Below are 26,040 nucleotides of genomic sequence, written 5' to 3' on the forward strand. Positions count from 1 at the left end.
CCATGGCCCCACCCAGCATCGCGCAGATCCTCTTCAGCCAGGGCTTCGGCAACCGGCGCGTCTGTGCGGGTCTGGTGCAGTTCGGGCATGTGCGCATCGCAGGCCGCGTGCTCGATGACCCGACCGAGACCTTCGATACGACCGGTCTGACCTTCGAGGTCGATGGCCAGCCCTGGGCTTTCCACGCCCAGGCCCTGCTGATGCTGCACAAGCCGGCGGGCTACGAGTGCAGCCAGAAACCCCGCCACCACCCCAGCGTGATGAGCCTGCTGCCCGCGCCGCTGCGCACCCGTGGCGTCCAGCCGGTGGGCCGGCTGGACGAAGACACCACGGGCCTGCTGCTCTTCACCGACGACGGCGCGCTCATCCACCGCCTCACCAGCCCCAAGCACCACGTCGACAAGGTCTACGAGGTCTTCACCAAGCACCCGCTGGACGAGGTGCAGCTGCAGCGCCTGCGTGAAGGCGTGGTGCTCGACGACGACCCGGCGCCGGTGCGCGCCGTGGCCGCTGAGACCGTGGCCGAGCGCCACCTGCGGCTGACCCTGGGCGAAGGCAAGTACCACCAGGTCAAGCGCATGCTGGCCGCGGTGAGCAACCGCGTGGAGCGCCTGCACCGCAGCCGCTTCGGGCCCTGGGTGCTGCCCGAGACGCTGGCGCCGGGGCAATGGGCCTGGGTGGATGCGGGCGCCCTGCCCGCGCCGGTGAAGGCGCCGGCCCCGGTCAAGGCGCCTTAGAGCGGGCCTGCTTTTTCAACTGACGCTGCGCCAGCCGCGCACGGTTGAACGCACGCAATCGGCCCAGGCTGCTTTCGGCCAGTGCAGCGCCCCAGTCGTTCAGTCGTTCACCGAGCGTTGGCGCGGGCGGTGGCTTCTCATCCCGCTGCTGCCGGGCCAGCGCGATCACTTGGCGCCAGGCGACAAGCGTCAGGTCCAGGCCGTGCCGGTGCTGCACTTCGTCACGCGCGGTTTGCGCCACGCGCTGCCGGGCGGCGGGGTCGGCCATCACCTGCCGCAACGCGGCTTCCCAGGCTGCTGCGGTGTTGGGCACCAGCCAGCCGTTGTGGCCGTGGGCCAGCACCTCGGCATACGGGCTGACGGCCGAGCACAGCGTCGGCACGCCGATGCCGGCGTAGTACAGCCACTTCACCGCGCTCTTGCCGGCAGCGAAGCGGCTGTCTTCCAGAGGCACCACGCCCACGGGGTTGGGCAGGTTGCGCGCGAAATCGAGGAAGGCCGCGCGCGGCATCAACGGGTGGCGCTGCACCTGCAGGCCGGCGGCTTCAAAAGCCGCGCCGGGCGGGCCCACCACGACGATCTGCAACTCGGGCTGCGCCTGCTGAACCGCGCGCAGCGCCGGGAACAGCGCTTCGACCGCCAGGTTCTCGGTCGACGCCAACAGCAGGCTCACCGGCCCGGCCTTCTGCTCTGGCAAGGGCTGCCCATCCGGCGGCAAAGCGTGGTTGGCCACCACCACGGCCGGGGGCAGCGCCAGCCGTTCTGCCAGCATCTGCTTCAGCCGCGCGGTGCTCACACTCAATGCATCGCTCTCGGCCAGGCAGCGTGGCAGCCACTGCAATTGCGCCGCCACCGCCGACTGGTTGCTGATGTGCGGCGGCAGTTCGGTCAGCAGGTCGTCGATGTCGTACACCACCGCGCCGCCGCGCTGGCGCATCCAGCGCTGCAGCCGCCAGGCGCGGGCGTTCAGGCCGCGCTGCACCACCAGCACGTCGGCGGCGGCGAGGTCGGCGCGTGTGCAGTCGTGGAAGCTGCGCAGCGCCAGCGTGTGCCCGTCGGCATCGGCCAGCGCCTGCAGCGGCGAGGCCACGCGGATCTGCGCAACCAGGGCCGTGATGTCGCCAGCCAGCGCGAGCAGCTTCACTTCTTCGCCTCGAACTCCCAGATCAGGTGGCCGCAGGCCCCGCGGCGGATGCGGTGCGCCAGACGCACCCGCTCCCACCAGCCTTGCGGTGGCGGGATGAAGGCGCGCTGTGAGTCGGGTTTGGTCAGCTGCACGCGCCGCACCTCGAAATCACCGTTGAAGCCGTACATCGCCGCCAGCCGCTGTGGCCGCGTGAAGTAGGTGTGCGTGTCCTTGGTCATGATGTTCACGTGCGTCGGGTCCATGAAGGCGGCCGCGCTGGGGAACACCGGCGTGATGGCGTAGAGCAGGCCGCCCGGCTTCAGCACGCGCCACACCTCGTTCATCAGCTCGATGAAGGGGAAGCGCGTGCCCTGGCCATCGGCCGTGGGCAGCACACGCGGGATGTGTTCGAGAAAGTCGTAGGCCGAGGCCGAATCGAAGCTGTTGCTCTCGAAGGGAATCGGCTGCGTGGCCAGATTGGCTCGGCGGATGGGGCCGCTGTCGTCGCCCGAGAGGTCGACGCCGCAGAGTTCGTCGCGCCCGTAGGGGTTGCGCGGGATCGGGCCGCAGCCCAGGTCGAGGTGGCGGGTGGTCATCGTGGGCGGGCCCCGGGGGTGACGAGCGTTTGCGCCGCGGCCAGCCAGCCCAGAGCGCGGGTGTTGATGTCTCGCCGGCCGGCTGCGCGGCGGCGGCGCAGCAGTTCGGTGGCGGCACGCGGCATGCGGTGTGCGAGCAGCGCGCGCGCCAGACGGCGCGCATCGCGGCTGCGGAAGAAGGCATCGGGCAACTGCGGCAGCCAGCCGAGCAGCGTGTTTTCGTCGAGCACGCGCGGCAGGTTGTAGGGGCCGTGGAAGCCGAACACCGGCCCGCGCGGCGGGCGGTTCTCGAAGGCGAAGCGGTGCGCCAGTGCGGGCGGCGCGAAACGCACGCCGTGTTCGGCTTCCAGCATGGCTCGGTGGGTGGTGCCGAGCACGAGGTCTTCCGGGTGCAGCTCGGTGATGCGCGCGTCGCGCCCGGCCTGCAACAGCTTCTGCGAGCGCAGCGAGAAGCCGCCGTTGCCCACGTTGCGGCCTTCGGGCTGGTCGGGCCAGACGGCACCGATGTAGTCGTACTCCAGGAACTCATCGGTCCAGGCCTCGGGCTGGCGCACGAAGCCGTCCCACTGCGTTACCAGCACGAAGGGCGTGTGGATGTGGGGCGGCAGGTCGCGCAGCACGAAACGCGAGTAGTCGGCGCCCGAGGTGATCTCGGCGATCTCCACCACCGCGATGCCCGGCAGCGGTGCCGGCGGCTGCCAGCCGCGCGTGAACAGCAGCACCCTGCCGAAGTCGATGCCTGCCATCGAGTGGCGCAGCGACTCGGCAGCCAAAGCCGGTGCCCGTGTGTCCACGATGCACAGGGTCACCTGGGGCAGGGCCAGTCGCTTCATGGCGGCGCATTGTGCCGGCAGGCCCGGGGGCGGCCGTGGCTACACTGCCCGCCGATGAAAGAACGCCACATCGGCATCAGCCTGGGCAACATCGGCGCGCTGCACGACGGGCTGGGCGAGTTCTCCTTGCAGATCGGCACCCGCATCGCTGCCGTGGCGCCGGCGTGGCGAGAACAGCACGGCATCCGGCTGCACTTCCACCTGCGCGACAAGCTGTTCGGCCTGTTCGGCGACGAGGTCGCCTACATCGCGGTGAACCGCTGGCAGCGCCTGCGACACGTGCAGCCTGAGCCGTTTTCGCTGTGGCACAGCCTGCACCAGCTGAACAAGAACCTGCCGCCGAACATGGCCGACGGCGGCACGCGGCTGGTGACGGTGCACGACCTCAACTACCTGTATGGCCGCAACGCCTTCTCGCGCTGGCGCCACCACCGCCGCACGCTGAAGCTGGTGGCGCGCACCGACCACGTGGTGGCCATCAGCCAGCACACCGCCGGCGACGTCAAGCGCGAGTTGGGCTGGGCCGGGCCCCTGGAGGTGATCTACAACGGTGCGCGCAGCTTCGTCGCCGCCGAACGCGTGCCACTGCCGGGCTGGGCCGCGCAGCCAGAGCGCCCTTTCCTCTTCCACCTGAGCCGCATGTCGCCCAGCAAGAACCCGCAGGCGGTGCTGGACCTGGCGCGCGAGTGGCCCGAGATGACGTTCGTGATGTGCGGCCCGCCCAGCGACGACGCCAAGGCGCTGAAGGCCGCCAACCGCCAGCCCAACGTGCAGTTCCACCTGGGCATCAGCGACGCGCAGAAGGCCTGGGCCTATGCGAACTGCGCCGGTTTCCTCTTCCCCTCGCTCACCGAAGGTTTCGGCCTGCCGCCCATCGAGGCCATGCACTTCGGCAAGCCCGTCTTCCTGGCGCGGCGCACCTGCCTGCCGGAAATCGGTGGCGATGCCGCCAGCTACTTCGACAGCTTCGAGCCGCAGGCCATGAAGCAAGTGGCGCAGCAGGGCCTGCTGCGCCATGCCGAACCCGGCCGGCCCGAGGCGGTGCGGCAGCACGCCGCGCAGTTCAACTGGGACGACGCCGCCGCGGCCTACCTGGCGCTTTACCGCCGCCTGCTGGGCCTGCCGGGATAATCGGCCGCATGCAGATCCAACGCGGCTGGCGCCGCCCCGGCACCGCCGGCTGTGCCATCACCATCGGCAACTTCGACGGCGTGCACCGTGGCCACCAGGCCATGCTGGCCCTGCTGAACAACGAAGCCCGCCACCGCGGCCTGCCCAGCTGCGTGATGACCTTCGAGCCGCACCCGCGCGACCACTTCGCAGAGATGGCGCGCAAGGCCGGCAAAGCCGCCGCGGCCCCGGCACGCATCGGTACGCTTCGCGACAAGCTTTGCGAGCTGCAGCGCTGCGGCGTCGACGAAGTGGTGGTGCTGCCTTTCAACGAGGCCTTCGCCTCGATGCAGCCGCAGGTCTTCATCGACGAGGTGCTGCGCAGCGGCCTGCGTGCGAAGTACGTGCTGGTCGGCGACGACTTCAACTTCGGGGCCCGCCGCGCCGGCAACTACGCGATGCTGGATGCGGCCGGCGCGGCCGCGGGCTTCGACGTGGCGCGCATGAACAGCTACGAGGTGCACGGCCTGCGCGTTTCCAGTTCGGCCGTGCGCGAGGCGCTGGCCCGCGGCGACATGCGCCAGGCCGAGGCGCTGCTCGGCCGACCCTACAGCATCAGCGGCCACGTGCTGCACGGCCGCAAGCTGGGGCGCCAACTCGGCTTCCGCACGCTGAACCTGCGCTTCGCCCACGCCAGGCCGGCGGCCAGCGGCATCTTCGTCGTGCGCGTGCACGGGCTGGACGGCGGGCCCGTGCCCGGCGTGGCCAGCCTGGGCGTGCGGCCCACGGTGGAAGATGCCGGCCGCGTGCTGCTGGAGGTGCACGCGCTGCACTGGCCCGCGGCGCTGGGCGAGAACGGCGGCTACGGCCGCTTGCTGCGTGTGGAGCTGCTGCACAAGCTGCACGACGAGCTGAAGTACGACGGCCTGCAAGCGCTGCAGGAGGGCATTGCGCGCGATACCGAGGCCGCGCGGGCGTGGTGGCGCGCCGCGGGCGAGGTCCGCGTCTAAAATCGGCCCTCATGCGCCTCACGCCTGCCCTCTCGCCCGATGCCGGCCTCCTGCGCTGGCAGGCCGCCACCCGCCGGCAAGCCACGCGCGATCGAATTATTCGTTCGGCCTCCTGAAGCCAGGCCCTTGACGCCCGGCCCTGCGCGCTGACGCGCGCCCGCGCCCCCAGCGCGGCCGGCCTACCCGAACGACCCCGTGCCGCCCTTTCCGCCCTCCACCGGGGCGGCACCTGCCGAGCCCACACGCCATGAGCAACTCTCCTGACACCCGCAGCACCCTGAACCTGCCCGACACGCCCTTCCCCATGCGCGGCGACCTGCCCAAGCGCGAGCCGGCGTGGGTGAAGGCCTGGAACGACACCACGCAGGACGGCGGTCTCTACCAGCGCCTGCGCGTGGCGCGTCACGGCGCTCCGCTCTTCGTGCTGCACGACGGCCCGCCCTACGCCAACGGCAAGCTGCACATCGGCCACGCGCTGAACAAGGTGCTCAAGGACATGATCGTCAAGAGCAAGCAGCTGGCCGGCTTCGACGCGCGCTACGTGCCGGGCTGGGACTGCCACGGCCTGCCCATCGAGAACCAGATCGAGAAGACCCACGGCCGCGGCTTGCCGCGCGACAAGGTGCAGGCGCTCAGCCGCGCCTACGCCGCCGAACAGATCGAGCAGCAGAAGGCCGACTTCCAGCGCCTGGGCGTGCTGGGCGACTGGGCCCACCCCTACCGCACCATGGACCCGGCCAACGAGGCCGGCGAGATGCGCGTGCTCAAGCGCCTGATGGAGCGCGGCTACGTCTACCGCGGCAGCAAGCCGGTGTACTGGTGCTTCGACTGCGGCAGTTCGCTGGCCGAGTTCGAGATCGAGTACGCCGACAAGCAGAGCCCCACGGTCGACGTCGCGTTTCTCAGCGCCGAGCCCGCCAAGCTGGCCGCGGCCTTCGGCCTGCCGGCGCTGCAGAAAGACGCCTTCGCCGTCATCTGGACCACCACGCCCTGGACGCTGCCCGCCAACCAGGCCCTGAACCTCAACCCGGCCCTGGTCTACGCGCTGGTGGACACACCGCGCGGCCTGCTCGTGCTGGCCGAGGCGCTGGTGGAGAAGTGCCTGGCGCGCTACGGCCTCGCGGGCGAGGTGGTGGCCACCGCCTTGGGTGAAAAGCTCGGCGGCCTGAACTTCCGCCACCCGCTGGCGCACGTGCACCCGGGCTACGACCGGCTCTCGCCGGTGTACCTGGCCGACTACGCGACGGCTGACGACGGCACAGGCCTCGTGCACAGCTCGCCGGCCTACGGCCTGGACGACTTCCAGTCCTGCCTGGCCCACGGCATGAAGGCCGACGAGATCCTCAACCCGGTGCAGGGCTCGGGCGTCTACGAGGCCGAGCTGCCGCTCTTCGGCGGGCAGCACATCTGGAAGGCCAACCCGGTGATCGTGCAGGCGCTGCAAGACGCCGGCCGCCTGCTGGCCCAGGCCGAGATGCTGCACAGCTACCCCCACTGCTGGCGCCACAAGACGCCGGTGATCTACCGCGCCGCGGCGCAGTGGTTCGTGCGCATGGACGAGGGCGACGGCGTCTGCACCGTCGACAAGGCGCCCGGCACGCTGCGCCAGACGGCGCTGGCCGCCATCGACGCGACGAACTTCTACCCCGAGAACGGCCGCGCCCGCCTGCGCGACATGATCGCCAACCGCCCCGACTGGTGCATCAGCCGCCAGCGCAGCTGGGGCGTGCCCCTGCCCTTCTTCCTGCACAAGGTGACGGGCGAACTGCACCCCGACACCCTGGCGCTGATGGACCGCGCCGCGGCCCTGGTGGAACAGGGCGGCATCGAGGCCTGGAGCCAGCTCGACCCGGCCGATTGGCTGGGTGCGGAGGCCGAACACTACGCCAAGAGCCACGACATCCTCGACGTCTGGTTCGACAGCGGCAGCACCTTCAGCCACGTGCTGCGCGGCTCGCACCCGGGCGGCGCGCACGCGCAGGGCCCCGAGGCCGACCTCTACCTGGAAGGCCACGACCAGCACCGCGGCTGGTTCCACAGCTCGCTGCTGATCGGCTGCGCGCTGGAAGGCCGCGCGCCCTACCGCGGCCTGCTCACGCACGGCTTCGCCACCGACGGCGCCGGCCGCAAGATGAGCAAGAGCCTGGGCAACGTGGTCGAGCCGCAGACGCTGACGAACAAGCTCGGCGCCGAAATCGTGCGCCTGTGGTGTGCCGCCACCGACTACAGCGGCGACCTCAACATCGACGACAACATCCTGGCCCGCGTGGTGGACGCCTACCGGCGCATCCGCAACACGCTGCGCTTCCTGATGGCCAACACCAGCGACTTCAATGCCGCGCAGCACGCGATGCCGGTAGATGCGCTGCTGGAGATCGACCGCTACGCGCTGGCGCGCACGGCAGAGCTGCAGGCCGAAATCCTGGCGCACTTCGAGGCCTACGAGTTCCACCCGGTGGTCGCCAAGCTGCAGGTCTTCTGCAGCGAAGACCTGGGCGCCTTCTACCTCGATGCGCTGAAAGACCGCCTCTACACCACGGCCCCCGGCAGCCACGCCCGCCGCAGCGCGCAGACGGCGCTGTGGCACATCACGCACAGCATGCTGCGCTGGATGGCGCCCTTCCTCAGCTTCACCGCCGAAGAAGCCTGGAAGCTCTTCGACGGCGGCCACGGTGAGCTGGAGAGCATCTTCACGCAGACCTACTGGCCGCTGCCTGCGCCGGATGCCGCGCTGCTGGCCAAGTGGGGCCGCATCCGCGAGCTGCGCGACGTGGTCAACAAGGAGATCGAGGCCTTGCGCAGCGCCGGTGGTGTGGGTTCGTCGTTGCAGGCCGAGGTGCAGATCACGGCCGAGGCCGCCGACCACGCGCTGTTGGCCAGCCTGGGCGAAGACCTGAAGTTCGTCTTCATCACCTCGGCGGCGCGCCTGGTGGCGGGGGATGCGCTGGCCGTGCAGGTGGTCGCCAGCACGCACACCAAGTGCGAACGCTGCTGGCACTGGCGCGAAGACGTGGGCCACGACCCGGCCCACCCGACGCTGTGCGGCCGCTGCACCAGCAACCTGCACGGCGCGGGCGAAACCCGCACCGTGGCGTGAACGTGGCGGCGCGCGGCAAGGCGCCGGGCAGCCCCAGCCTGTGGCTGTGGCTGGGCCTGGCGGCCATCGTCATCCTGGCCGACCAGGTGACCAAGACGCTCATCGTCGGCTGGTTCCAGCTGGGCGACGCGCGCCCGGTCACCAGCTTCTTCAACCTCGTGCGGGCGCACAACCCGGGCGCGGCCTTCAGCTTCCTGGCCGACGCCTCGGGCTGGCAGCGCTGGTTCTTCACGGGGCTGGGGCTGGTGGTCTCGGGCTTCATCGTCTGGATGATCCGCAACCACCCGACGGAGAAGCTGTTCTGCTTCTCGGTCAGCATGATCATGGGCGGTGCCCTGGGCAACGTGGTGGACCGGCTGATCCACGGCTATGTGGTCGATTTCCTGCAGTTCCGCTTCAGAGTGCTGGAGCCGCTGTTCACTGGCGGCTACTTCCCCAGCTTCAACATCGCCGACAGCGCCATCACGCTGGGCGCGATGTGCCTGATCCTGGACGAGATCCTGCGCGTCAGGCGCGGGCGCTGAACCGCACACGAACCCTCAGGCTGGCCCCGATTGCCAGCGTGGCGCTGGCGGCGCCCAATGCGCGGCATGGACACGCCGGCCCCGCCTTCCACCGAGCCCAGCAGCCCTGCAGCGCCGCAACTGAAGCCGCTGCGCTTCGGTGACCCGCTGCGCTGGCTGGCCTTGGGGTGGCGCGATTTCATGCGCGCGCCGGTCATCGGTCTGTTCTACGGCGCGTGTTTCATGGTGATGGGCTGGGCGCTGCTGAAGGTGTACGAAAGCGCACCGGCCTACACGCTGGCGCTGTCGGCCGGTTTCCTGCTGATGGGGCCCTTCCTGTGCCTGGGCCTGTACCGCGTGAGCCAGCGGCTGGAAGCCGGCCAGAAGCCCGACTTCGGTGATTCGCTGCTGGCCTGGGACACGCGCACCGGGCAACTGGCCATCTTCGGCTTCGTGCTGCTGGTGCTGGAGATGCTGTGGGGCCGCGCCACGCTGGTGGTGTTTGCCGTCAGCTTCGACGGCATGCCCGATTTCAAGGGCTCGCTGCGGGCCTTGCTGGACCCCGAGAACCTGAGCTTCATCGTCGCCTGGGCGGCGGTGGGCGCGGTGTTCGCATCGCTGATCTACGCCGTCAGCGTGATCAGCATGCCCATGATCCTGCACCGCCAGACCGACGCCATCACCGCCGGCCTCACCAGCCTGCGCCTGGTGCTCACGCAGACCGGCGTGATGCTGTGGTGGGCCGCGCTGCTGGCCGGGCTGGTGTTCGTGGCGCTGCTGCCGTGGTTTGCCGGGCTGCTGGTGGTGGGGCCGGTGCTGGGGCACGCCAGCTGGCACGCCTACCGCGCGGCGGTGGCCGACTGAAGGGCGCTCAGCGCCGATCGCCCATCGCGTGCGCGATGGTGGAGAGATCCACGTACTCCAGCTCGCTGCCCGCCGGCACCCCGCGTGCCAGCCGCGTGACGCGCAGGCCACGCGCCTTCAGCGCCTGAGAGAGGGCGTGTGCCGTCACCTCGCCTTCGGCCGTGAAGCCGGTGGCCAGGATCACCTCTTCCACCACGCCGTCACCAGCGCGCTCCAGCAGGCGCTCGGCACCGATGTCGGCGGCGCCCACGCCGTCCAGCGGGCTGATGCGGCCCATCAGCACGAAGTACAGGCCCTTGTAGCTGCCGCTGCGTTCCAGCGCCGCCTGGTCGGCCGGTGTTTCCACCACGCACAGCTGGCGGCCGTCGCGCCGCGGGTCTTCGCAGGTGCTGCAGACCTCGGCCTCGGTGAAGGTGTGGCAGCGCTGGCAATGCCGCATGCGATGCACCGCATCGCCCAGCGCCGTGGCCAGGCGGAGCGCGCCGTCGCGGTCGTGCTGCAGCAGGTGGAAAGCCATGCGCTGCGCCGACTTCACGCCCACGCCGGGCAGCCGCCGCAGCGCGTCGATCAGCGCTTCCAGCGCACGTTCGGCCATGGGCTCAGAACGGGAACTTCATCCCGGGAGGCAGCGGCATGCCGGCGGTGAGCTTGCCCATCTTCTCGGCGCTCACCTCTTCGGCGCGGCGCACGGCGGCGTTGAAGGCGGCGGCGACCAGGTCTTCGAGCATGTCCTTGTCATCGGTCAGCAGGCTGGGGTCGATGGTCACGCGCTTGACGTCGTGCTTGCAGGTCATGGTCACCTTCACGAGGCCGGCGCCGCTCTGGCCCTCCACCTCGATCAGCGCCAGTTCCTCCTGCGCCTTCTTCATGTTGTCCTGCATCGCCTGGGCCTGCTTCATCAGCCCGGCGAGTTGGCCCTTCATCATGGTGTGTTCCTTCGGTGCTTCACAAGGGTTTGATCGAGCCCGGCACGATGCGCGCGGTCTTGAACTGCGACAGCAGTTCACGCACGGTGGCGTCGTTCTGGATGGCAGCCTCGGCCGCGGCCTGGCGGCGCTGGCGTTCGGCGGCGTCGCGGCGTGCGGGCGTGTCTTCGGGGGGGCCGGCCAGCAGTTCCAGCGCCACCGGGTGGCCCAGGGCGCCGGACAGTGCCGCGGCCACCTTGTCGCGCAGGGTCGGGTTGCGCAGGGTCTCGCGCTCGACGCGCAGCAGCCAACGCGGCGGCTGGCTGCTGGTGTCGATGGCTTCCAGCCCGCCCTGCAGCGCCAGCTCGCGCGCCAGCGCGCTGAGCGTGCCGTCGTCGCAGAGGGGTTTGACCAGGGCGTACCAGCGGTCGCCGAGGCTGCGGTCGGCCGCGGCCGCTCTTGACGCAGGCTGCAGGGGGGCCGCCGCGGGCTCGGCGGCACGCGGCACTGGGGGAGGCGGTGCATCGTCCCAAGGCGCCGGGCCGGCCGGCGCGGGGGCCGAGGAAGCGACTGACGCCACGCTGGCCGCTGGCGCCGCAGTCTTCGGCGCTACTGGCAAAGGCACCGCCACCGCTGGCGGCGCCGGCGCTCGCAAGGGCGCCGCCCGCGCGGGCTCGCGCGGGGCGGCTGGGGGCGGGCGCGTGCCGGCGCCTGCGGCCGGGAAGGCCAGGAAGCGCAGCAGCACCATGGTCAGCGCGCCGTACTCGTCGCTCATCAGGCCGAGTTCCTCGCGCCCGTGCAGCACGATGCTGTACAGCAACTGCGTCTCGTCGTGCTGCAGCGCCGGGGCGAGCGTGCGCGCGTCTTCGGTGTCGGGGTCTTGTTCGTCCAAGGCACCGGGCACGGCCTGCTGCACGGCCATCTGCTGCAGCAAGGTGGCCATCTCCTCCAGCGTGCCGGCGGCACTCAAGCCGCGGCCGCGAAGCGCCTCCACGGCCGCCAGCACGGCAGCGCCGTCGTGCGCGGCCAGGGCCTGCACCAGCGTGCGCGCGTGGCTGCGGTCGACGCTGCCGAGCATGGTGCGCACCACGTCTTCCTGCAGCCGGCCGCCGCCATAGGCGATGGCCTGGTCGGTGAGCGACAGGCCGTCACGCATGCTGCCGCGTGCGGCGCGGCCCAGCAGACGCAGCGCGCCGGCGTCGGCAGGCACGTTCTCGGCCTCCAGCACACGCTGCAGGTGTTCACGCACCGTCTGCGGCGCCATCGGGCGCAGGTTGAACTGCAGGCAGCGGCTCAGCACCGTGGGCAGCACCTTTTCGGGGTCGGTGGTGGCCAGCACGAACTTCAGGTACTCGGGTGGTTCCTCCAGCGTCTTCAGCAGCGCGTTGAAGGCGTCCTTGCTGAGCTGGTGGGCCTCGTCGATCATGAAGACCTTGAAGCGGCCGATGCCGGGCTTGTACGCGGCGCGCTCGATGAGGTCCTTGATCTCGTCCTTGCCGCCGTTGCTGGCGGCGTCCATCTCGATGTAGTCGAGATAGCGGTCGGCGTCGATCTCGGTGCAGGCCTGGCACACGCCACAGGGCTCGGCGGTGATGCCACCCCTGCCGTCGGGGCCGGTGCAGTTCAAGCTCTTGGCGAGGATGCGGCTGACCGTGGTCTTGCCGATGCCCCGCGTGCCGGTGAAGAGGTAGGCGTGGTGCAGCCGGCCCTGCGTGAGGGCGTTGGTGAGGGCCTGCACGACGTGCTCCTGGCCCACCATCTGCGCGAAGCTGCGCGGGCGGTATTTGCGGGCGAGAACGACATAGGACATCGCCTTCATTCTACGGGGGGGCCACGGCCGCGACGGCCCGGCGCTGGGCCGGGCCGCAGGGATAATCCCGCCGCATGAACACCGCCCACACCCCGCCCCCGTCGCCGATGTCGGCACCGATGACCTACGAGCAGGCGGGTGTCCAGTACGACCTGATCGACCCGCTGAAGGTGGCCGCGCAGCGCGCCGCCGCAGCCACCGCCAGCCACCTGGCCGGCCACGGCTTCGGCGAGGTGTCGGCCTCGCGCGGCGAGTCGGCTTACGTGGTGGATGTCGGGCCTTTCTACCTCGCCAGCATCGTCGAGTGCCTGGGCACCAAGACGCTGGTGGCCGACGAGATGCAGCGCCTCACCGGCAAGAGTTTCTTTGCCGGCATCGCGCAGGACACCATCGCCATGGCGGTCAACGACCTCATCACCGTGGGCGCCACGCCGCTGGTGGTGCAGGCCTACTGGGCCGCAGGGGGCAGCGAGTGGTTCACCGATGCGCAGCGCGCCGGCGCGCTGGTGGAAGGCTGGAAGGCCGCCTGCGACGTCTGCCAGGTGGCCTGGGGCGGCGGCGAGACGCCAGCGCTGGCCGGTATCGTCGAGGCCGGGCGCATCGATCTCGCGGCCTCCTGCACGGGCCTCGTCAACCCCAAGCCACGGCTGACGCTGGGCGAAAGGCTCGGCCCCGGCGACGCCATCGTGCTGCTGGCCAGCAGCGGCATCCACGCCAACGGCCTGAGCCTGGCCCGCAAGCTGGCCGAGCGCCTGCCTCAGGGTTACCTGACCGAGGTAGAACCCGGCGTGGGCTATGGCGAGGCCCTGCTGGCGCCGACCACGCTTTACTCGCCCGTCACCGAAGCCCTGTGGGCCGCCGGCGTGCCGGTGCACTACGCCGCCAACATCACCGGCCACGGCTGGCGCAAGCTGCTGCGCCACGCCAAGGCGCTGACCTACCGCATCCACACGGTGCCGCCCGTGCCGCCCGTGCTGCGCTTCATTGCCGAGCAGGCCGGGCACGACGCCGCAGAGGCCTACGGCACGCTCAACATGGGCGCAGGCTTCGCGCTCTTCGTGCCGGCCAGCGATGCGCAGCGCTGTGTGGAGGTGGCGCGCGGCGCCGGTGTCGCGGCCTGGGTGGCAGGCACGGTGGAAGCGGGCCCCAAGGAACTCCTGATCGAGCCGCTGGGCGTGCGCTTCAGCGGCGACTCGCTGCAATTGCGCTGAGGCCGGCGGGCCTGCACGGCTCGCCTACAATGTGCCCCGCCGGGCCTCCCCGCATGGAAGCGCGCCCAACCGGGTCAGGTGGGGAACCAAGCAGCCCTCAGCGTTGCAACCAGTGCCGGGGGTAAGGCTCGGCACCCTCCCCCACCGCGTAACGCCGCCCTTGCAGCATCCTGCAAGGCCTCAGGCCTGGCCTTTGGCGAAAGCCGCGGTCGCTTGGTCGCGCAAGGCACGCAGCAGGCTCAATTCAGCCTCTCCCACGACGATGCTGCCGGCCTCGGCCTTGTCGGCGTAGATCAGCCCGATGGGTTGCCCCTTCAGCATCAACGGCAAGAGCAGGAAGGTCGGCGCATTCACCTTCTGCCGGTACCAGGCCGGCAAGCGATTGGTCACGGTCTTGGCATCGCTCACCAGCAGGTCGGCCCCCTTGGCGCAGAGCACGCCGAAGAGATCGGTGGCGGCGCTGGCGTCGGGCTGGATGCGGAAGGCCGCACTCAGTTCGCTGCCGCCCGGCCCCAGCGCGATGCGGCCCACCAGCCGAGGCTGCCCCACCTCGCGCAGGCACAGCACCACGTGCCGGAAGCCCATGGCCTTGTGCATGGCGTTCAGCACCATGGGGAGCACCTCGCCCAGGCGCATCGACTTGCTGGACAGCGCCGCGCGCAACTCTTCGAGCGACTTCGCCATCAGGCTTCGCGCCTCCCCCGAAGGCAGCACCAGGGTGGGCGCTTCATCGCCGCGCAAGGGCATCGCTTCGCTGACCTGCGTGTCTTCCAGCAGCCGGCGCGCCGGCGCGCCCGGCGCCACGTTCACGCCCATGGCGGTGGCCATCGCATTCAGGTGAACGCGGGTGGCGTAGGCGGCATTCACCATGTCCCGCGGGTTCAGGCCCAGGGCCGGCCCGTAGAGTTCGGCCGCCTTCAGCAAGGCACCGGCCTGCACCTCGCCGTCGCTGCCCAGCATCGCGTCGGACATCGCGTTGGCCGCTCGCGCCAGCCAGCGCAGGCGCTCCGCGCCGCGTGCCATGGCCTTGGCCGGCGAGGGCCCGACCGGGGAGCGCATGGCCGTCTGCAAGCTTTCGGGCAGACCCCAGGCCTGCGCGACACCGGCGCCCAGTTCATCCAGGCTCAGGCCCATGATGCGTTTGGCCGCGGCTTCGCGCGCCACATGCGAGGCTGCCGAAGTGAGATCGCCGCGCAGCGCCTGGCGGATCTGGATGGCTTCCTCGGGCAGGTAGCACTCGGTCAGCAGGCGCCCCAGGTTCTGGAACATCGCGCCGATGAAGGCTTCTTCGCCTTCCCGCACGGTGGTCGTCATCTCGTCGGCCAGCGTGCCGGCCATCAGGGCGCGCAGGAACTCTTCCTTCAGCAGCGCTGCGTGCGCCTTGTCCGTCATGTGCTCCAGCAGCACCACCGACAGCGCCATGTTGCGGATGCCCGCGAAGCCCACCAGCGCCACCGCGCGCGAGACGGTGGCAATGCCGCCGCCTGCAGCCGCCGTGAAGTGGGCCGTGTTGACCATGCGCAGCAGCTTGTTCGTCAGCGCCACGTCCTTGAGGATCTCGTCGCTGAGCGCCTTCAGGCTCTCGGTCTCGGAGGTGGCCACCTTCTGGATGCGCACGATGCTGCTGCCCAGCGCCGGAAAGTCGGTCTTGTGGCGCATGCGGCGCAGCAGGAACTCCAGCGTCGCATGGCTGCCGCCAGCGTCGGGCTCGGCGGCGCCTTGCGGCTGCAGCCAGGCCTTCAGCGCGGTCTGCATGGAGCGCGCGCTGTCGTAGCGCGCCGCGATGTCGCGCGTGATCGCGCGTTGGACGATGCCGCGCAAGGTGCTGTCGACCTTGGCGCTTTCGGGCAGCAAGAGATCCTCGCGCTGCACACGTTCCACCGCACGGTAGGGGTCGATCTCGCGCATCAGCGGCACGCCGGCGAGCAATTCGCCCAGCATCACGCCGGCGGCGAAGACGTCCATCGCCGGCACCGGTGCTTCACCGCGCGCGGCTTCCGGCGAGATGTAGCCCGGCGTGCCCATGATGCGCCCGTCCTTGGCATCGAGCACCAGGGTCGCGCCGCGGCGGCCACCGGCACGGCGCGGCGGTGCCACGCGGCCTGCGATGCCGAAGTCCATCACGCGCGCCCGGCCGTCGCTGCCCAGCAGGATGTTCGAAGGCTTCAGATCACGGTGCACGATGCCTTGTTCGTGCGCTGCGGCCAGCGCGTCCAGCACGCCGATCATGAGCTCGACCGCCTGCCTGGCGGGCATGGCAGGCTGTCCGCGCCGCGCCTGCGCCAGCGTGGGGCCCTCGACGTACTCGAAGACGAGGTAGGGCTGGCCGTCGTGCTCGTCGGCCTCGAAGACCGGCACCACGTTCGGGTGGCTCAGGCGGCTGACAGCACGGGCTTCGTGCAGCCACAGGTTCACGGCGTCCGCGTCGGCATCGGCGTCCATGAGCTTGAGCGCCACTTCGCGGTCGAGCCGCGGGTCGTGGGCCAGCCACACGCGGGCCTGCGCGCCGCGGCCGAGTTCGCGCAGCAGTTCAAAGCGGGCCAGGCTGCCGTAGCCGGCGCTGGTGGCCGCGCTCACCGCGGCGCCCTTGCCGCATGCGCCGGGGTCTCGGCCGGGCCCAGCGGCGCCGGTGCGGTCGCCTGCACCGTCAAGGGGCTGATGGCCTGGGCCTGCAGGGCAGCTTGCAGTTCACGCACGCCGAAATTGAAGAGGCGCCCGTATCGGGACACCACCCGCGTCAGGCCCTGCACGATCCGCGGCGTTGGCTGCGCCAGCGCGTCCACCGCCTCGTTGGCGCAACTGCCCAGGGCGCGCAGCAGGTCGTCATCGGTGTCCGGTGTGCGCGGATTGGTGGCCACCGGCTGGCGCCGCACCATGGAAAGCACGGCATCGTCCAGGCCCCAATAGCGCGCCACGGCGGCGCCTATCGACTCGATGTCGGTGCCCAGCACCGCGAAGGCCGCGCCTTCTTCGGTCATGCCTGGGTCTTCGCTCTCGCCCTCGCGCGCCGGCGGCGCCGGCTGCATCAGGCGGCGGATCTGCTGGGCTTCATCGGGGAAGTGGTAATGCACGACGAGGCGCCCCAGGTTCTGCAGCAAGGTGATCAGGTACACGACCTCGGCGTCGTAGCCGGCCGGGCGCAGCACCAGCGCAACGCGCCCAGCGCGGCGGCAGCGGTCGAAGAGGCGCTGCAGTTCTGCTGCGCCCACATCGTTCAACGGGCCGGGCCAGGGTCGCAGGGCCAGGGCCGCACGCCGGACGCCCTCCAGCCCCAGCATGGCGATGGCACGGCGCACCGTGAGCACCGGACCGCTGCCGGAGATCTGCGCACCCCGCACCTGGGCCGAATTCACCAGGCGCAGCAACTCGAAGCTGAGCGCCATGTCCTCCAGCACCGCCTCGGCCAGTTCGATCGTGCGCTCGCGCTCCATCATCGCCACACGGGCGGCCTGGTCGGCCCCGCCCGGTGAGGCCGGCAGCACGCCAGCGGTGCGCAGCTTGTCGGTGAGCAGCACCAGCGGACCGCCGCCGTTGCTGGATTCGGTGCGCTGCCACCCTTCCAGGGCACGCAGCAGCGTGCGGGCGTTGCGGTAGCGCTGGCGCTCCTGGCGGTCGGTGGCGCGGTTGACGATGGCCCGCAGGGGTTCGGGCACGGGCTGCGCGGTGGTCCACGGCAGGCGCACGATGTCTCGGCCCAGCGGCGGCATGCGCGCGATCACGCGGCCGACGTCGGGCTCCTCCAGCGCAGGCTGGCCGCAGAGCAAGGTGTAGAGCACCAGGCCGCAGGCCAGCACGTCACGTTCGGCGGCCTCGCGCTGGCCGCGCAGGCCGCCGGCCTCCGGGGCGGCCGCCGGGCCGACCGACAGCATCTCGCTGGCCACGCCCAGCCCGGCCACGCGCACCTGGCCGCTGTCGCTCACCAGCAGCAGGTGGGGTTGCACGTCATGGTGGCCGAGGCCGGCCTCGTGCGCGTAGGCGAGGCCCTGCAGGGCCTGCGTGATCCAGGCCGCAGCTTCCAGGCCCGGCAGCCCGCGGGCCGACATCTTCTCGGTGAGCGTGGCGCTGTCACGCGGGTCGTAGGCCACGTAGGGCCAGCCGTCCTGCACGCCGGTTTCCACCACGGCGGCGAGCTGCGGGTGGTTCAGGCGCGAGGCCTGGCGCACGGTCTGCTGCCAGCGCTCCAGTGCGGCAGCGTCGGCGGGTTGCACGCGCGGCAGCACGAGCATCAGTTCCTGCCCGCTGCGCGGGTCGGCCACGCGCCAGGCCATCGTGCGCTCGCTCTTGCCCAGCAACTGCAGGAGCTGCATGCGGCCGAACCAGCGCACGGCTGCGGCACGGGCCGGGGCGGAGGAGTCTGAAGATGACGGTGGCATGGCAAGACAATTGAAACCCGCAGGCAAGCAGGACCAAGCCCGGAACAACATGGCTTACAGCCGGCAGTTCACCCGCGAGCGTGGGGCCGGAAGCTATCGCCGCGATCGGCAGATTCACGGGCGCGTGGGTCGGTGGGCGACAGGCGATGTGACAAAATCAAACCTGCTGCATGCCTGCACCGGCCCTGCCGGGTGCCGCAGCCCCGGAGACCCCCATGAGCAGTGAACTGATCAAACACATCACCGACGACTCCTTCGGCAGCGACGTGCTGGCCGCCGACCAGCCCGTGCTCGTCGACTACTGGGCCGAGTGGTGTGGCCCCTGCAAGATGATCGCGCCCATCCTCGACGAGGTCGCCAAGACCTACGAAGGCCGTCTTCAGATCGCCAAGATGAACGTCGACGAGAACCGTGACGTGCCGGCCAAGTTCGGCATCCGCGGCATCCCGACGCTGATGATCTTCAAGGGCGGCCAGCTCGCGGCCACCAAGGTGGGGGCGCTCAGCAAGGCGCAACTCACCGCCTTCATCGACACCCACCTATAATCTCCGTCACTGGCGGGCGCTTGAAGCGCCTGCCGGCTGACCCGCCACCCGCTTGCCCCGCCAGCCCACGCTGGCGCGAACAAGGCCCGCACAAGGCCCGCAGCGTTGGTTCGGCGCCAACCACCCGCGACATGCGCCCTGCAGCCGGCTCCCGCAAAGCCGCTGCCTTCCACGCGCAACGCATCTGCCCCCGAGGGTGCCCTCCATGCACTTGTCCGAACTGAAGGCCCAGCACGTTTCCGAGCTCATCAAGATGGGCGAAGAGCTGGAGATCGAGAACGTCGCCCGCCTGCGCAAGCAGGAACTGATGTTCGCGATCATGAAGAAGCGCGCCAAGGCCGGCGAGCAGGTCTTCGGCGATGGCGTGCTCGAAGTGCTGCCCGACGGCTTCGGCTTCCTGCGCTCGATCGAGGCCAGCTACATGGCCAGCACCGACGACATCTACCTGAGCCCGAGCCAGATCCGCCGCTTCAACCTGCACACCGGCGACATGGTGGAAGGCGAAGTGCGCGTGCCCAAGGACGGTGAACGCTACTTCGCGCTGGTCAAGGTCGACCGCGTGAACGGCGTGACGCCCGAGGAGAGCAAGCACAAGATCATGTTCGAGAACCTGACGCCCTTGTTCCCCAAGGAGCAGTTCAAGCTCGAGCGCGACAACTTCAAGGGCGAAGAGAACGTCACCAGCCGCATCATCGACCTCATCGCGCCCATCGGCAAAGGCCAGCGCGCGCTGCTGGTGGCCCAGCCCAAGACCGGCAAGACGGTCATGATGAAGCAGATCGCCCACGCGCTGGTGGCCAACCACCCCGAGGTGCACCTGATCGTGCTGCTGGTTGACGAGCGGCCGGAGGAAGTGACCGAGATGGTCCGCGGCGTGCGCGGCGAGGTCATCAGCTCCACCTTCGACGAACCCGCCGCCCGCCACGTGCAGGTGGCCGAGATGGTGATCGAGCGCGCCAAGCGCCTGGTCGAACTCAAGAAGGACGTGGTGATCCTGCTCGACAGCATCACGCGTCTGGCCCGTGCCTACAACAACGTGCTGCCCAGCAGTGGCAAGGTGCTGACGGGCGGTGTCGATGCCAACGCGCTGCAGCGCCCCAAGCGCTTCTTCGGCGCGGCCCGCAACGTGGAAGAAGGCGGCAGCCTCACCATCATCGGCACGGCGTTGATCGACACCGGTTCGAAGATGGACGAGGTCATCTACGAAGAGTTCAAGGGCACGGGCAACTGCGAGATCCACCTCGACCGCCGCATGGCCGAGAAGCGCGTCTACCCGTCCATCCTGATCAACAAGAGCGGCACGCGCCGTGAAGAGCTGCTGCTCAAGCCCGAGATCCTGCAAAAGAGCTGGATCCTGCGCAAGCTGCTCTACAACATGGACGAGATCGAGGCGATGGAGTTCGTGCTGGACAAGATGAAGCAGAGCAAGAACAACCTCGACTTCTTCGACATGATGCGCCGCGGCGGCTGACGCCTGCGCTGATCTATAATCCTGGGTTTTTCGCCGTCGGCGCTTTTGCCGGAGGCGAGGTTTTCAGCCCCCCGGCAAGTGCGTTGCACGGTGCAACGTGGCTCCCGAACAGCAAAGAGGCAAGTGATGAAAGACGGCATTCACCCGAACTATCGCGAGGTCTGCTTCCAGGACCTGTCCAACGGCTTCAAGTTCGTGACGCGTTCGTGCGCGCCCACGCGCGAGTCGATCAAGATGGAAGACGGCCGTGAGCTGCCGCTCATCAAGCTGGAAACCACCAGCGAGACGCATCCGTTCTACACCGGCACGCAGAAGAGCGTGGACAACCTGGGCGGCCGTGTCGAGAAGTTCCGCAACAAGTTTGCGCACCTCAAGAAGACCGCCTGAGTTCGTGGCCGCCGGCCACCTCTCGCAACATCAAAGGCAGCTTCGGCTGCCTTTTTTGTCGCCGTCTTGCAGCACTGGCTGGCTGCGGCCCGCGGCCACCGCTTCGCTAGCATCCAGCTTGCCGTGAACAGCCCCAAGCCCGCCCTCGTCACCGCCCGCGGCGCCCGCCGCCTGCCGCGCATCCCCTTGCTGCTGCTTTGCGCGGCCTACCTGCTGCCCGGTCTGGTGGGGCGCGACCCGTGGCGCCACGCCGATGTCACGGCCTTCGGCCAGATGATCGCCATCGCCGAGGGCCGCACGCCCTGGTGGGGTCCGATGCTCGGCGGCGTGCCGGCCGACACCGCGCTGCTGCCGCATTGGCTGGGCGCGGCCTTCATCCTCGCGGGCCAGGGCTGGATGGATGCGGCCTTCGCGGCCCGCCTGCCCTTCGCGCTGCTGCTGGCGCTGACGCTGGCGCTGACCTGGTACACCACCTTCCACCTCGCGCGCACCGATGCCGCCCAGCCGGTGCCTTTCGCCTTCGGCGGCGAGGCCTCGCCGGTGGACTACGCGCGCGCCGTGGCCGACGGCGCCGTGCTCGCACTCATGGCCACGCTGGGCCTGCTGCAACTGGGCCATGAAACGACGCCCGAGCTCGGCCAGCTCTGTGCGATGACGCTCTACCTTTACGCCCTGGCCGCGGCGCCCTCACGCCCGCTGCTGTCGCGCGCGGCCGTCTTGGCCGCCCTGCCCTTGCTGGCCGGCAGCGGCGCGCCCAGCATGGCCATGGCCGCGGGCCTGGCCGGCCTGCTGGTGTGCGCGCTCTCGCGCTACGCGCAGGTGCGCGCCTTCACGGTGTGGGTGGCCGTGGCCATGGCCGCGGCCGCGCTGCTGGCCATGGCCATGGGCGCCTGGCGGTGGCGCAGCCATGGCCTCGGCCTGGACGATCTGGCCTCCCTGGCGCGGCAGTGGCTGTGGTTCCTGTGGCCGGTGTGGCCCCTGGCGCTGTGGACGCTGTGGCGCTGGCGGCGGCAGCTCTCGCACCGGCACATCTCCGTGCCCTTGGTGGGCGCAACGGTGGCCCTGGCAGCCAACGTGGCCATGGGCGGCAGCGACCGCGCGCTGATGCTGGGTCTGCCCGGCATGGCCGTGCTGGCGGCATTCGCGCTGCCCACGCTCAAGCGCAGCGCGGCGGCAGCCATCGACTGGTTCTCGATGTGCTTCTTCACCTTGTGCGCCATCACGATCTGGGTGATCTACGCCGCCATGCAGACGGGCACACCGGCCAAGCCCGCGGCCAATGTCGCCAAGCTCGCGCCGGGCTTCGAGGCGCCCTTCTCTGCCATCGCCCTGGCCGCCGCCCTGGCCGGCACGCTGGCGTGGGTATGGCTGGTGCGCTGGCGCACCGGCCGCCACCGGGAGGCCCTGTGGAAGAGCCTGGTGCTGCCCGCCGGGGGCGTGGCCCTGTGCTGGCTGCTTCTGATGACGCTGTGGTTGCCTCTGCTGGATTACGCACGCAGCCCCCGCGCCTTGGTGCAACGCGTGGCCGCTCTGGTGCCGCCGCAGGCCTGCATCGCCGGGCCGACGCTCGCGCCTTCCACCGTGGCCGCCCTGGAACACTTCGGCCGCTGGCGGGTCGATGCACGCCAGGAAGCCCTGACGGGCCCCTGCGGCTACCTGCTGCAGGTCAGCAAGCAACGGCCCATGCCACTGGCCGCGCCGGGCTGGGTGCTGGTGGGCGAAGTCAAGCGCCCGACCGACCGCGACGAAATCACGCAGGTGCTACGCCGCGCAAGCCCCTGACGCTTCAGCCGGCGCGGCGCCCGCAGCGGCCGCTCACGCAGGCAGACTTTCGGCCACCACCTTTTTGTGGCGCACGCGCAGTGCCGGCAGGCTCAGCCGGAAGCAGCTGCCCTTGCCCGGCTCGCTCTGCACGTCGATTTCGCCGCCATGTCGCTGCGCCACGTGCTTGACGATGGACAAGCCGAGACCGGTGCCGCCGGTGTCCCGGGAACGGCTGCCGTCGACACGGTAGAAGCGCTCTGTGAGCCGGGCCAGGTGCTCGCGCGCGATGCCGATGCCGGTGTCCTGCACTTCGATCACGGCGCCGCCATCGCCACGCCAGCTCCAGCGCAGCGCGATGCTGCCGCCTTCGGGCGTGTAGCGCACGGCGTTGTTGAGCAGGTTGGTCACCGCGCTGAGCAGTTCGGTGTCGCTGCCGGCGACCTCGGCGTCGTCAGCGCCATCCATGGTGAGGGTGTGGCGCCCGGCCGAGAGGAGCTCGGCGTCCCGCAGGGCCTGGCGCAGCAGAGGCTCCATTGCACACCAGCGGTCGGGCGCCGGGCGCGGGCTGCCTTCCAGACGCGCGAGCGTGAGCAGGTCGCCAACCAGGGCCTGCATGCGTTCGGTCTGTTGCGACATCAGTTGCATCACGCGCTGGCGCTCCACCTCGGTCAGCGGCAGTTGCGCCAGGGTTTCGATGAAGCCCGACAGCACCGTCAACGGTGTGCGGATCTCGTGCGAGACGTTGGCCACGAAATCGCGCCGCATGGCCTCGGCCCGCTCGCGTTCGGTGATGTCTTGCGACAGCACGAGCTTCATGCCGTCGCCATACGGCCGCACCAGCACCGACAGCGTGCTGCGGCCCAAGGGACCGCTGAACTCCACCGGCTCGCCGAAACGCCCGGCCTGCAGGTGGCTGACGAAGACGGGCATGCGCACGAGGTTGGTGACGCGCTGCCGTCGGTCGCGTTCGGGGTCGAGCCCGAAATGCTCGGCCGCGACCGAGTTGCACCATTCGATCTGGTCGGCGCCGTCCAGCAACATCACGCCATTGGGCGAGGCTTCGATGGCCGAAAGGAACTGCGCCAGCCGGTCACGCTCAAGTTGGGTGTTTTGGTCGCGCGCACGTACCGCGCGCTCGACGCGGTAGGCCAGCTCACCCCAGAAGCCGCTGTCGCGCGGCGCCTTGCCCGTGAGCGGGCCGCGCAGCCAGTTCATGAGGCTCTGACCACGCCAGGAGTCGCGCAGCACAAGCAGGCTGACCGCCAGCAGCCCACCCACAGCAGCACCCACGCCAAGGGCACCGAAACCACTGCCGACCAGCGCGCCCGCGAGGCCGCCCAGCACGACCATCAACAGAGCGGCCAGCGTGCGAGCGAGCCACCATCCCATCGGGAGACCGCCCGGGCCCTCAGGCCGCCACGCTGCCGAGCTGCTGCGTCAGCCGGTAGCCCGCGCCGCGCACGGTCTCGATCAGACCGGCACACTGCACCGGTTGAAGGGCCTCGCGCAGGCGTTTGACATGCACGTCGACGGTGCGCTCTTCGATGAAGACGTGGTCGCCCCAGACGCGGTCGAGCAGTTGCGCCCGGCTGTGCACGCGTTCAGGATGCGTCATCAAAAAGTGCAGCAGGCGAAATTCGGTGGGTCCGATCTTGGCTTCGCGCAGCGCCTCACCTTCGTCGGTCTCGACGCGGCGTGTGACGCGGCGCGTTGCCGGGTCCAGACGCAGCCCACAGACCTCGACGGCGCTGTCCAGCGCCTCGGGCGCCTTGCGGCGCAGCACGGCACGGATGCGCGCGAGCAGTTCCTTCGGCGAGAAAGGCTTGGTCAGGTAATCGTCAGCCCCGGCATCCAGGCCAGCGACCTTGTCGGTCTCGTCGGCGCGCGCGGTGAGCATGATCACGGGCAACTCGCGCGTGCGAGCCTCGCTGCGCCAGCGGCGGGCCAGTTGGAGGCCGGTCTGGCCGGGCAACATCCAGTCCACCAGCACCAGGTCTGGCAGCACACGATCGACTTCGCGGTTGGCGCCCTCGGCGTCGGTGGCGATGCGCACCTCGAAGCCTGCGTGACGCAGGTTGATCGCGATCAGCTCGGCGATTGCGGTTTCGTCTTCGACGACGAGGATGAAACTCATGCTGTGGCCCTGCTGCTTCAGCGAACGGCGTCTTCGACGTTCTGCATCGAGGTGTGGCGCACGTCGGTGCCCTTGACCACGTAGATGATGGCTTCGGCCAGGTTCTTGGCGTGGTCACCCACGCGCTCGATGGCCTTGGCCACGAAGACGAGGTCGATGCTGGAAGAGATCGTGCGCGGGTCTTCCATCATGTAGGTGATCAGCTTGCGCAGCAGGCCGTCGAACTCCTGGTCGATCTGGTCGTCCTGCTTCAGCACTTCCAGGGCGCGGGCCGTGTCCAGCCGGGCGAACGCGTCCAGCGCCTTGCGAAGCTGCGCGATGGCCAGCTCGGACTCGAAGGCCAGGTCAGCCACCGGCAAGCGCAAGCGCGAAGACACGCCCGAGTTCAACAGGCGCTGCACAGTGCGGGCAATGCGAGCCGCCTCGTCGCCCACGCGCTCCAGGTTGGCGATGGACTTGCTGATCGCAATGAGCAGGCGCAGGTCGCGCGCCGTGGGCTGGCGCCGCGCGATGATGGCCGAGAGATCGCGGTCGATCTCGACCTCCATCTGGTTCACGCGCTCTTCACCCTGCAGCACGACGCTGGCAATCTCGCCGCTGAAGTTCGTCAATGCATGAACGGCCTGCACCACCTGCGATTCGACGAGACCGCCCATCTCGAGCACGCGTGTGGAGATGCCGCTGAGTTCGGCGTCGAACTGGGTCGAAAGGTGTTTGTCGCTCATGGTGATGCTCGGTCAGGGGCCAGCGTGCAGGCGGAACAACGCATCATCAGCCGAAACGGCCGGTGATGTAGTCCTCGGTGTCCTTCTTCTTGGGTTTCATGAAGAGCTCGGACGTGGGGCCGAATTCGACGAGATCGCCCAGGTACATGTACGCCGTGTAATCGCTGCAGCGGGCCGCCTGCTGCATGTTGTGGGTGACGATCATCACCGTGTAGTCGGCCTTCAGCTCGTGGATCAGCTCCTCGATCTTGCCGGTGCTGATGGGGTCCAGCGCCGAGCAGGGTTCGTCGAGCAGCAGCACCTCGGGCTTGATGGCGATGCCGCGCGCGATGCACAGGCGTTGCTGCTGGCCGCCGGAGAGGCTGGCGCCGCTCTGGTCGAGCTTGTCCTTGACCTCGCCCCAGAGCGCGGCCTTTTTCAGGGCCCACTCCACGCGTTCGTCCATCTCCACGCGCGGCAGCGTTTCGAACAGGCGCACGCCGAAGGCGATGTTGTCGTAGATCGACATCGGGAAAGGCGTCGGCTTCTGGAAGACCATGCCGATCTTGGCGCGGATCAGCGTGACATCGCGCTTGCTCTTCAGGATGTCTTCGCCGTCGACGCTGATGCTGCCTTCGGCGCGCTGCTCGGGGTAGAGCTCGAACATGCGGTTGAAGGTGCGCAGCAGCGTGCTCTTGCCGCAACCCGAAGGCCCGATGAAGGCCGTGACCTTGCGCTCGGGGATGTCCAGGTTGATGTGCTTGAGCGCGTGGAAGCTGCCGTAGTAAAAGTTCAGGTCGCGCACCGCGATCTTCACGCGCTCGGTGGTGGGCAGGTCGACACGGGTGTCCATGTGGGGG

At 69.8% G+C, this 26,040-nt stretch carries 23 protein-coding genes and 1 other RNA gene; 12 read left to right on the forward strand and 12 right to left on the reverse strand.

The window, feature by feature from the left end; all coding sequences use genetic code 11:
* Positions 1 to 2: 2 nt before the first annotated feature.
* Positions 3 to 737, forward strand: a complete 735-nt coding sequence (locus EOE66_RS09905) for a pseudouridine synthase (protein WP_128228532.1) — start codon at positions 3 to 5, stop codon at positions 735 to 737.
* On the opposite strand, the gene EOE66_RS09910 is transcribed toward EOE66_RS09905, so the two are convergent.
* The 3 genes from EOE66_RS09910 to EOE66_RS09920 are packed head-to-tail and all read right to left on the reverse strand — an operon-like array spanning position 724 to position 3,292.
* On the reverse strand, positions 724 to 1,881 hold the full coding sequence (locus tag EOE66_RS09910; RefSeq protein WP_128228533.1) for a glycosyltransferase: 1,158 nt from the start codon (positions 1,879 to 1,881) through the stop codon (positions 724 to 726). The two genes, EOE66_RS09905 and EOE66_RS09910, sit on opposite strands and share 14 nt — an antisense overlap.
* A complete protein-coding gene (locus EOE66_RS09915) occupies positions 1,878 to 2,459 on the reverse strand; it encodes a methyltransferase domain-containing protein (protein WP_128228534.1) in 582 nt (193 codons plus the stop codon). Before EOE66_RS09915 ends, EOE66_RS09910 begins: the two co-directional genes overlap by 4 nt.
* Positions 2,456 to 3,292, reverse strand: coding sequence for a DUF5672 family protein (locus tag EOE66_RS09920; RefSeq protein WP_128228535.1), 837 nt, complete (start codon positions 3,290 to 3,292; stop codon positions 2,456 to 2,458). Before EOE66_RS09920 ends, EOE66_RS09915 begins: the two co-directional genes overlap by 4 nt.
* A gap of 54 nt (positions 3,293 to 3,346) precedes the next feature.
* Here EOE66_RS09920 and EOE66_RS09925 point away from each other — a divergent pair, with 54 nt between their 5' ends.
* From EOE66_RS09925 to EOE66_RS09945, 5 genes are all read left to right on the forward strand, one after another.
* Positions 3,347 to 4,423 (forward strand): glycosyltransferase family 4 protein, encoded by a 1,077-nt coding sequence (locus tag EOE66_RS09925; protein ID WP_128228536.1) that lies wholly within the window; start codon positions 3,347 to 3,349, stop codon positions 4,421 to 4,423.
* Between the two features lie 8 nt (positions 4,424 to 4,431).
* Positions 4,432 to 5,412, forward strand: coding sequence for a bifunctional riboflavin kinase/FAD synthetase (locus EOE66_RS09930; RefSeq protein WP_128228537.1), 981 nt, complete (start codon positions 4,432 to 4,434; stop codon positions 5,410 to 5,412).
* Positions 5,413 to 5,659: 247 nt separating this feature from the next.
* Positions 5,660 to 8,509 (forward strand): isoleucine--tRNA ligase, encoded by a 2,850-nt coding sequence (gene ileS, locus EOE66_RS09935; protein ID WP_128228538.1) that lies wholly within the window; start codon positions 5,660 to 5,662, stop codon positions 8,507 to 8,509.
* Positions 8,506 to 9,033: a signal peptidase II gene (gene lspA / locus EOE66_RS09940; protein WP_245478985.1), complete on the forward strand. Its 528-nt coding sequence runs from the start codon at positions 8,506 to 8,508 to the stop codon at positions 9,031 to 9,033. Before ileS ends, lspA begins: the two co-directional genes overlap by 4 nt.
* Before the next feature lie 66 nt (positions 9,034 to 9,099).
* Positions 9,100 to 9,876 (forward strand): DUF2189 domain-containing protein, encoded by a 777-nt coding sequence (locus tag EOE66_RS09945; protein WP_128228539.1) that lies wholly within the window; start codon positions 9,100 to 9,102, stop codon positions 9,874 to 9,876.
* Positions 9,877 to 9,883: 7 nt separating this feature from the next.
* Here EOE66_RS09945 and recR read toward each other — a convergent pair whose 3' ends face one another.
* From recR to dnaX, 3 genes are read right to left on the reverse strand one after another with little or no spacing between them, the layout of a single operon-like run.
* Positions 9,884 to 10,471, reverse strand: a complete 588-nt coding sequence (recR, locus tag EOE66_RS09950; RefSeq protein ID WP_128228540.1) for a recombination mediator RecR — start codon at positions 10,469 to 10,471, stop codon at positions 9,884 to 9,886.
* 4 nt (positions 10,472 to 10,475) lie between these two features.
* Positions 10,476 to 10,802 (reverse strand): YbaB/EbfC family nucleoid-associated protein, encoded by a 327-nt coding sequence (locus EOE66_RS09955; RefSeq protein WP_128228541.1) that lies wholly within the window; start codon positions 10,800 to 10,802, stop codon positions 10,476 to 10,478.
* A 19-nt stretch (positions 10,803 to 10,821) separates the two neighbouring features.
* A complete protein-coding gene (dnaX, locus tag EOE66_RS09960; RefSeq protein WP_128228542.1) occupies positions 10,822 to 12,591 on the reverse strand; it encodes a DNA polymerase III subunit gamma/tau in 1,770 nt (589 codons plus the stop codon).
* A gap of 74 nt (positions 12,592 to 12,665) precedes the next feature.
* Here dnaX and EOE66_RS09965 point away from each other — a divergent pair, with 74 nt between their 5' ends.
* A complete protein-coding gene (locus EOE66_RS09965; protein ID WP_128228543.1) occupies positions 12,666 to 13,802 on the forward strand; it encodes an AIR synthase-related protein in 1,137 nt (378 codons plus the stop codon).
* A gap of 38 nt (positions 13,803 to 13,840) precedes the next feature.
* Positions 13,841 to 13,938, forward strand: an RNA gene (ffs, locus tag EOE66_RS09970) — signal recognition particle sRNA small type.
* Positions 13,939 to 13,982: 44 nt separating this feature from the next.
* Here ffs and EOE66_RS09975 read toward each other — a convergent pair.
* Together EOE66_RS09975 and EOE66_RS09980 are read right to left on the reverse strand one after the other, a co-directional pair.
* Entirely contained in the window at positions 13,983 to 16,379 is a 2,397-nt protein-coding gene (locus EOE66_RS09975; RefSeq protein ID WP_128228544.1) for a serine/threonine protein kinase, read from the reverse strand.
* Positions 16,376 to 18,109 (reverse strand): serine/threonine protein kinase, encoded by a 1,734-nt coding sequence (locus EOE66_RS09980; RefSeq protein ID WP_245478986.1) that lies wholly within the window; start codon positions 18,107 to 18,109, stop codon positions 16,376 to 16,378. The genes EOE66_RS09975 and EOE66_RS09980 overlap by 4 nt, the downstream gene beginning before the upstream one ends.
* 281 nt (positions 18,110 to 18,390) lie before the next feature.
* On the opposite strand from EOE66_RS09980, the gene trxA reads away from it, so the two are divergent.
* The 4 genes from trxA to EOE66_RS10000 all read left to right on the forward strand — a co-directional run bounded on the left by trxA (position 18,391) and on the right by EOE66_RS10000 (position 22,360).
* On the forward strand, positions 18,391 to 18,720 hold the full coding sequence (gene trxA / locus EOE66_RS09985; protein ID WP_128228546.1) for a thioredoxin TrxA: 330 nt from the start codon (positions 18,391 to 18,393) through the stop codon (positions 18,718 to 18,720).
* 205 nt (positions 18,721 to 18,925) lie between these two features.
* On the forward strand, positions 18,926 to 20,191 hold the full coding sequence (rho, locus tag EOE66_RS09990; protein ID WP_128228547.1) for a transcription termination factor Rho: 1,266 nt from the start codon (positions 18,926 to 18,928) through the stop codon (positions 20,189 to 20,191).
* Between the two features lie 126 nt (positions 20,192 to 20,317).
* Positions 20,318 to 20,578, forward strand: a complete 261-nt coding sequence (locus EOE66_RS09995; RefSeq protein WP_128228548.1) for a type B 50S ribosomal protein L31 — start codon at positions 20,318 to 20,320, stop codon at positions 20,576 to 20,578.
* A gap of 123 nt (positions 20,579 to 20,701) precedes the next feature.
* Positions 20,702 to 22,360: a hypothetical protein gene (locus EOE66_RS10000; protein ID WP_128228549.1), complete on the forward strand. Its 1,659-nt coding sequence runs from the start codon at positions 20,702 to 20,704 to the stop codon at positions 22,358 to 22,360.
* Positions 22,361 to 22,393: 33 nt separating this feature from the next.
* Here EOE66_RS10000 and phoR read toward each other — a convergent pair whose 3' ends face one another.
* The 4 genes from phoR to pstB are packed head-to-tail and all read right to left on the reverse strand — an operon-like array spanning position 22,394 to position 26,033.
* The gene (gene phoR / locus EOE66_RS10005) at positions 22,394 to 23,731 is read right to left on the reverse strand and encodes a phosphate regulon sensor histidine kinase PhoR (protein WP_128228550.1); all 1,338 of its coding nucleotides are present in this window, start codon (positions 23,729 to 23,731) and stop codon (positions 22,394 to 22,396) included.
* 19 nt (positions 23,732 to 23,750) lie between these two features.
* Positions 23,751 to 24,476: a phosphate regulon transcriptional regulator PhoB gene (phoB, locus tag EOE66_RS10010; protein WP_128228551.1), complete on the reverse strand. Its 726-nt coding sequence runs from the start codon at positions 24,474 to 24,476 to the stop codon at positions 23,751 to 23,753.
* 17 nt (positions 24,477 to 24,493) lie between these two features.
* Complete coding sequence (gene phoU / locus EOE66_RS10015) at positions 24,494 to 25,201, reverse strand: phosphate signaling complex protein PhoU (protein ID WP_128228552.1); 708 nt, start codon at positions 25,199 to 25,201, stop codon at positions 24,494 to 24,496.
* A gap of 46 nt (positions 25,202 to 25,247) precedes the next feature.
* The gene (gene pstB / locus EOE66_RS10020; RefSeq protein WP_128228553.1) at positions 25,248 to 26,033 is read right to left on the reverse strand and encodes a phosphate ABC transporter ATP-binding protein PstB; all 786 of its coding nucleotides are present in this window, start codon (positions 26,031 to 26,033) and stop codon (positions 25,248 to 25,250) included.
* Between the last annotated feature and the right edge of the window lie 7 nt (positions 26,034 to 26,040).

The organism is Rubrivivax rivuli (assembly GCF_004016505.1).
GTDB classification, from domain to species: domain Bacteria; phylum Pseudomonadota; class Gammaproteobacteria; order Burkholderiales; family Burkholderiaceae_C; genus Rubrivivax; species Rubrivivax rivuli.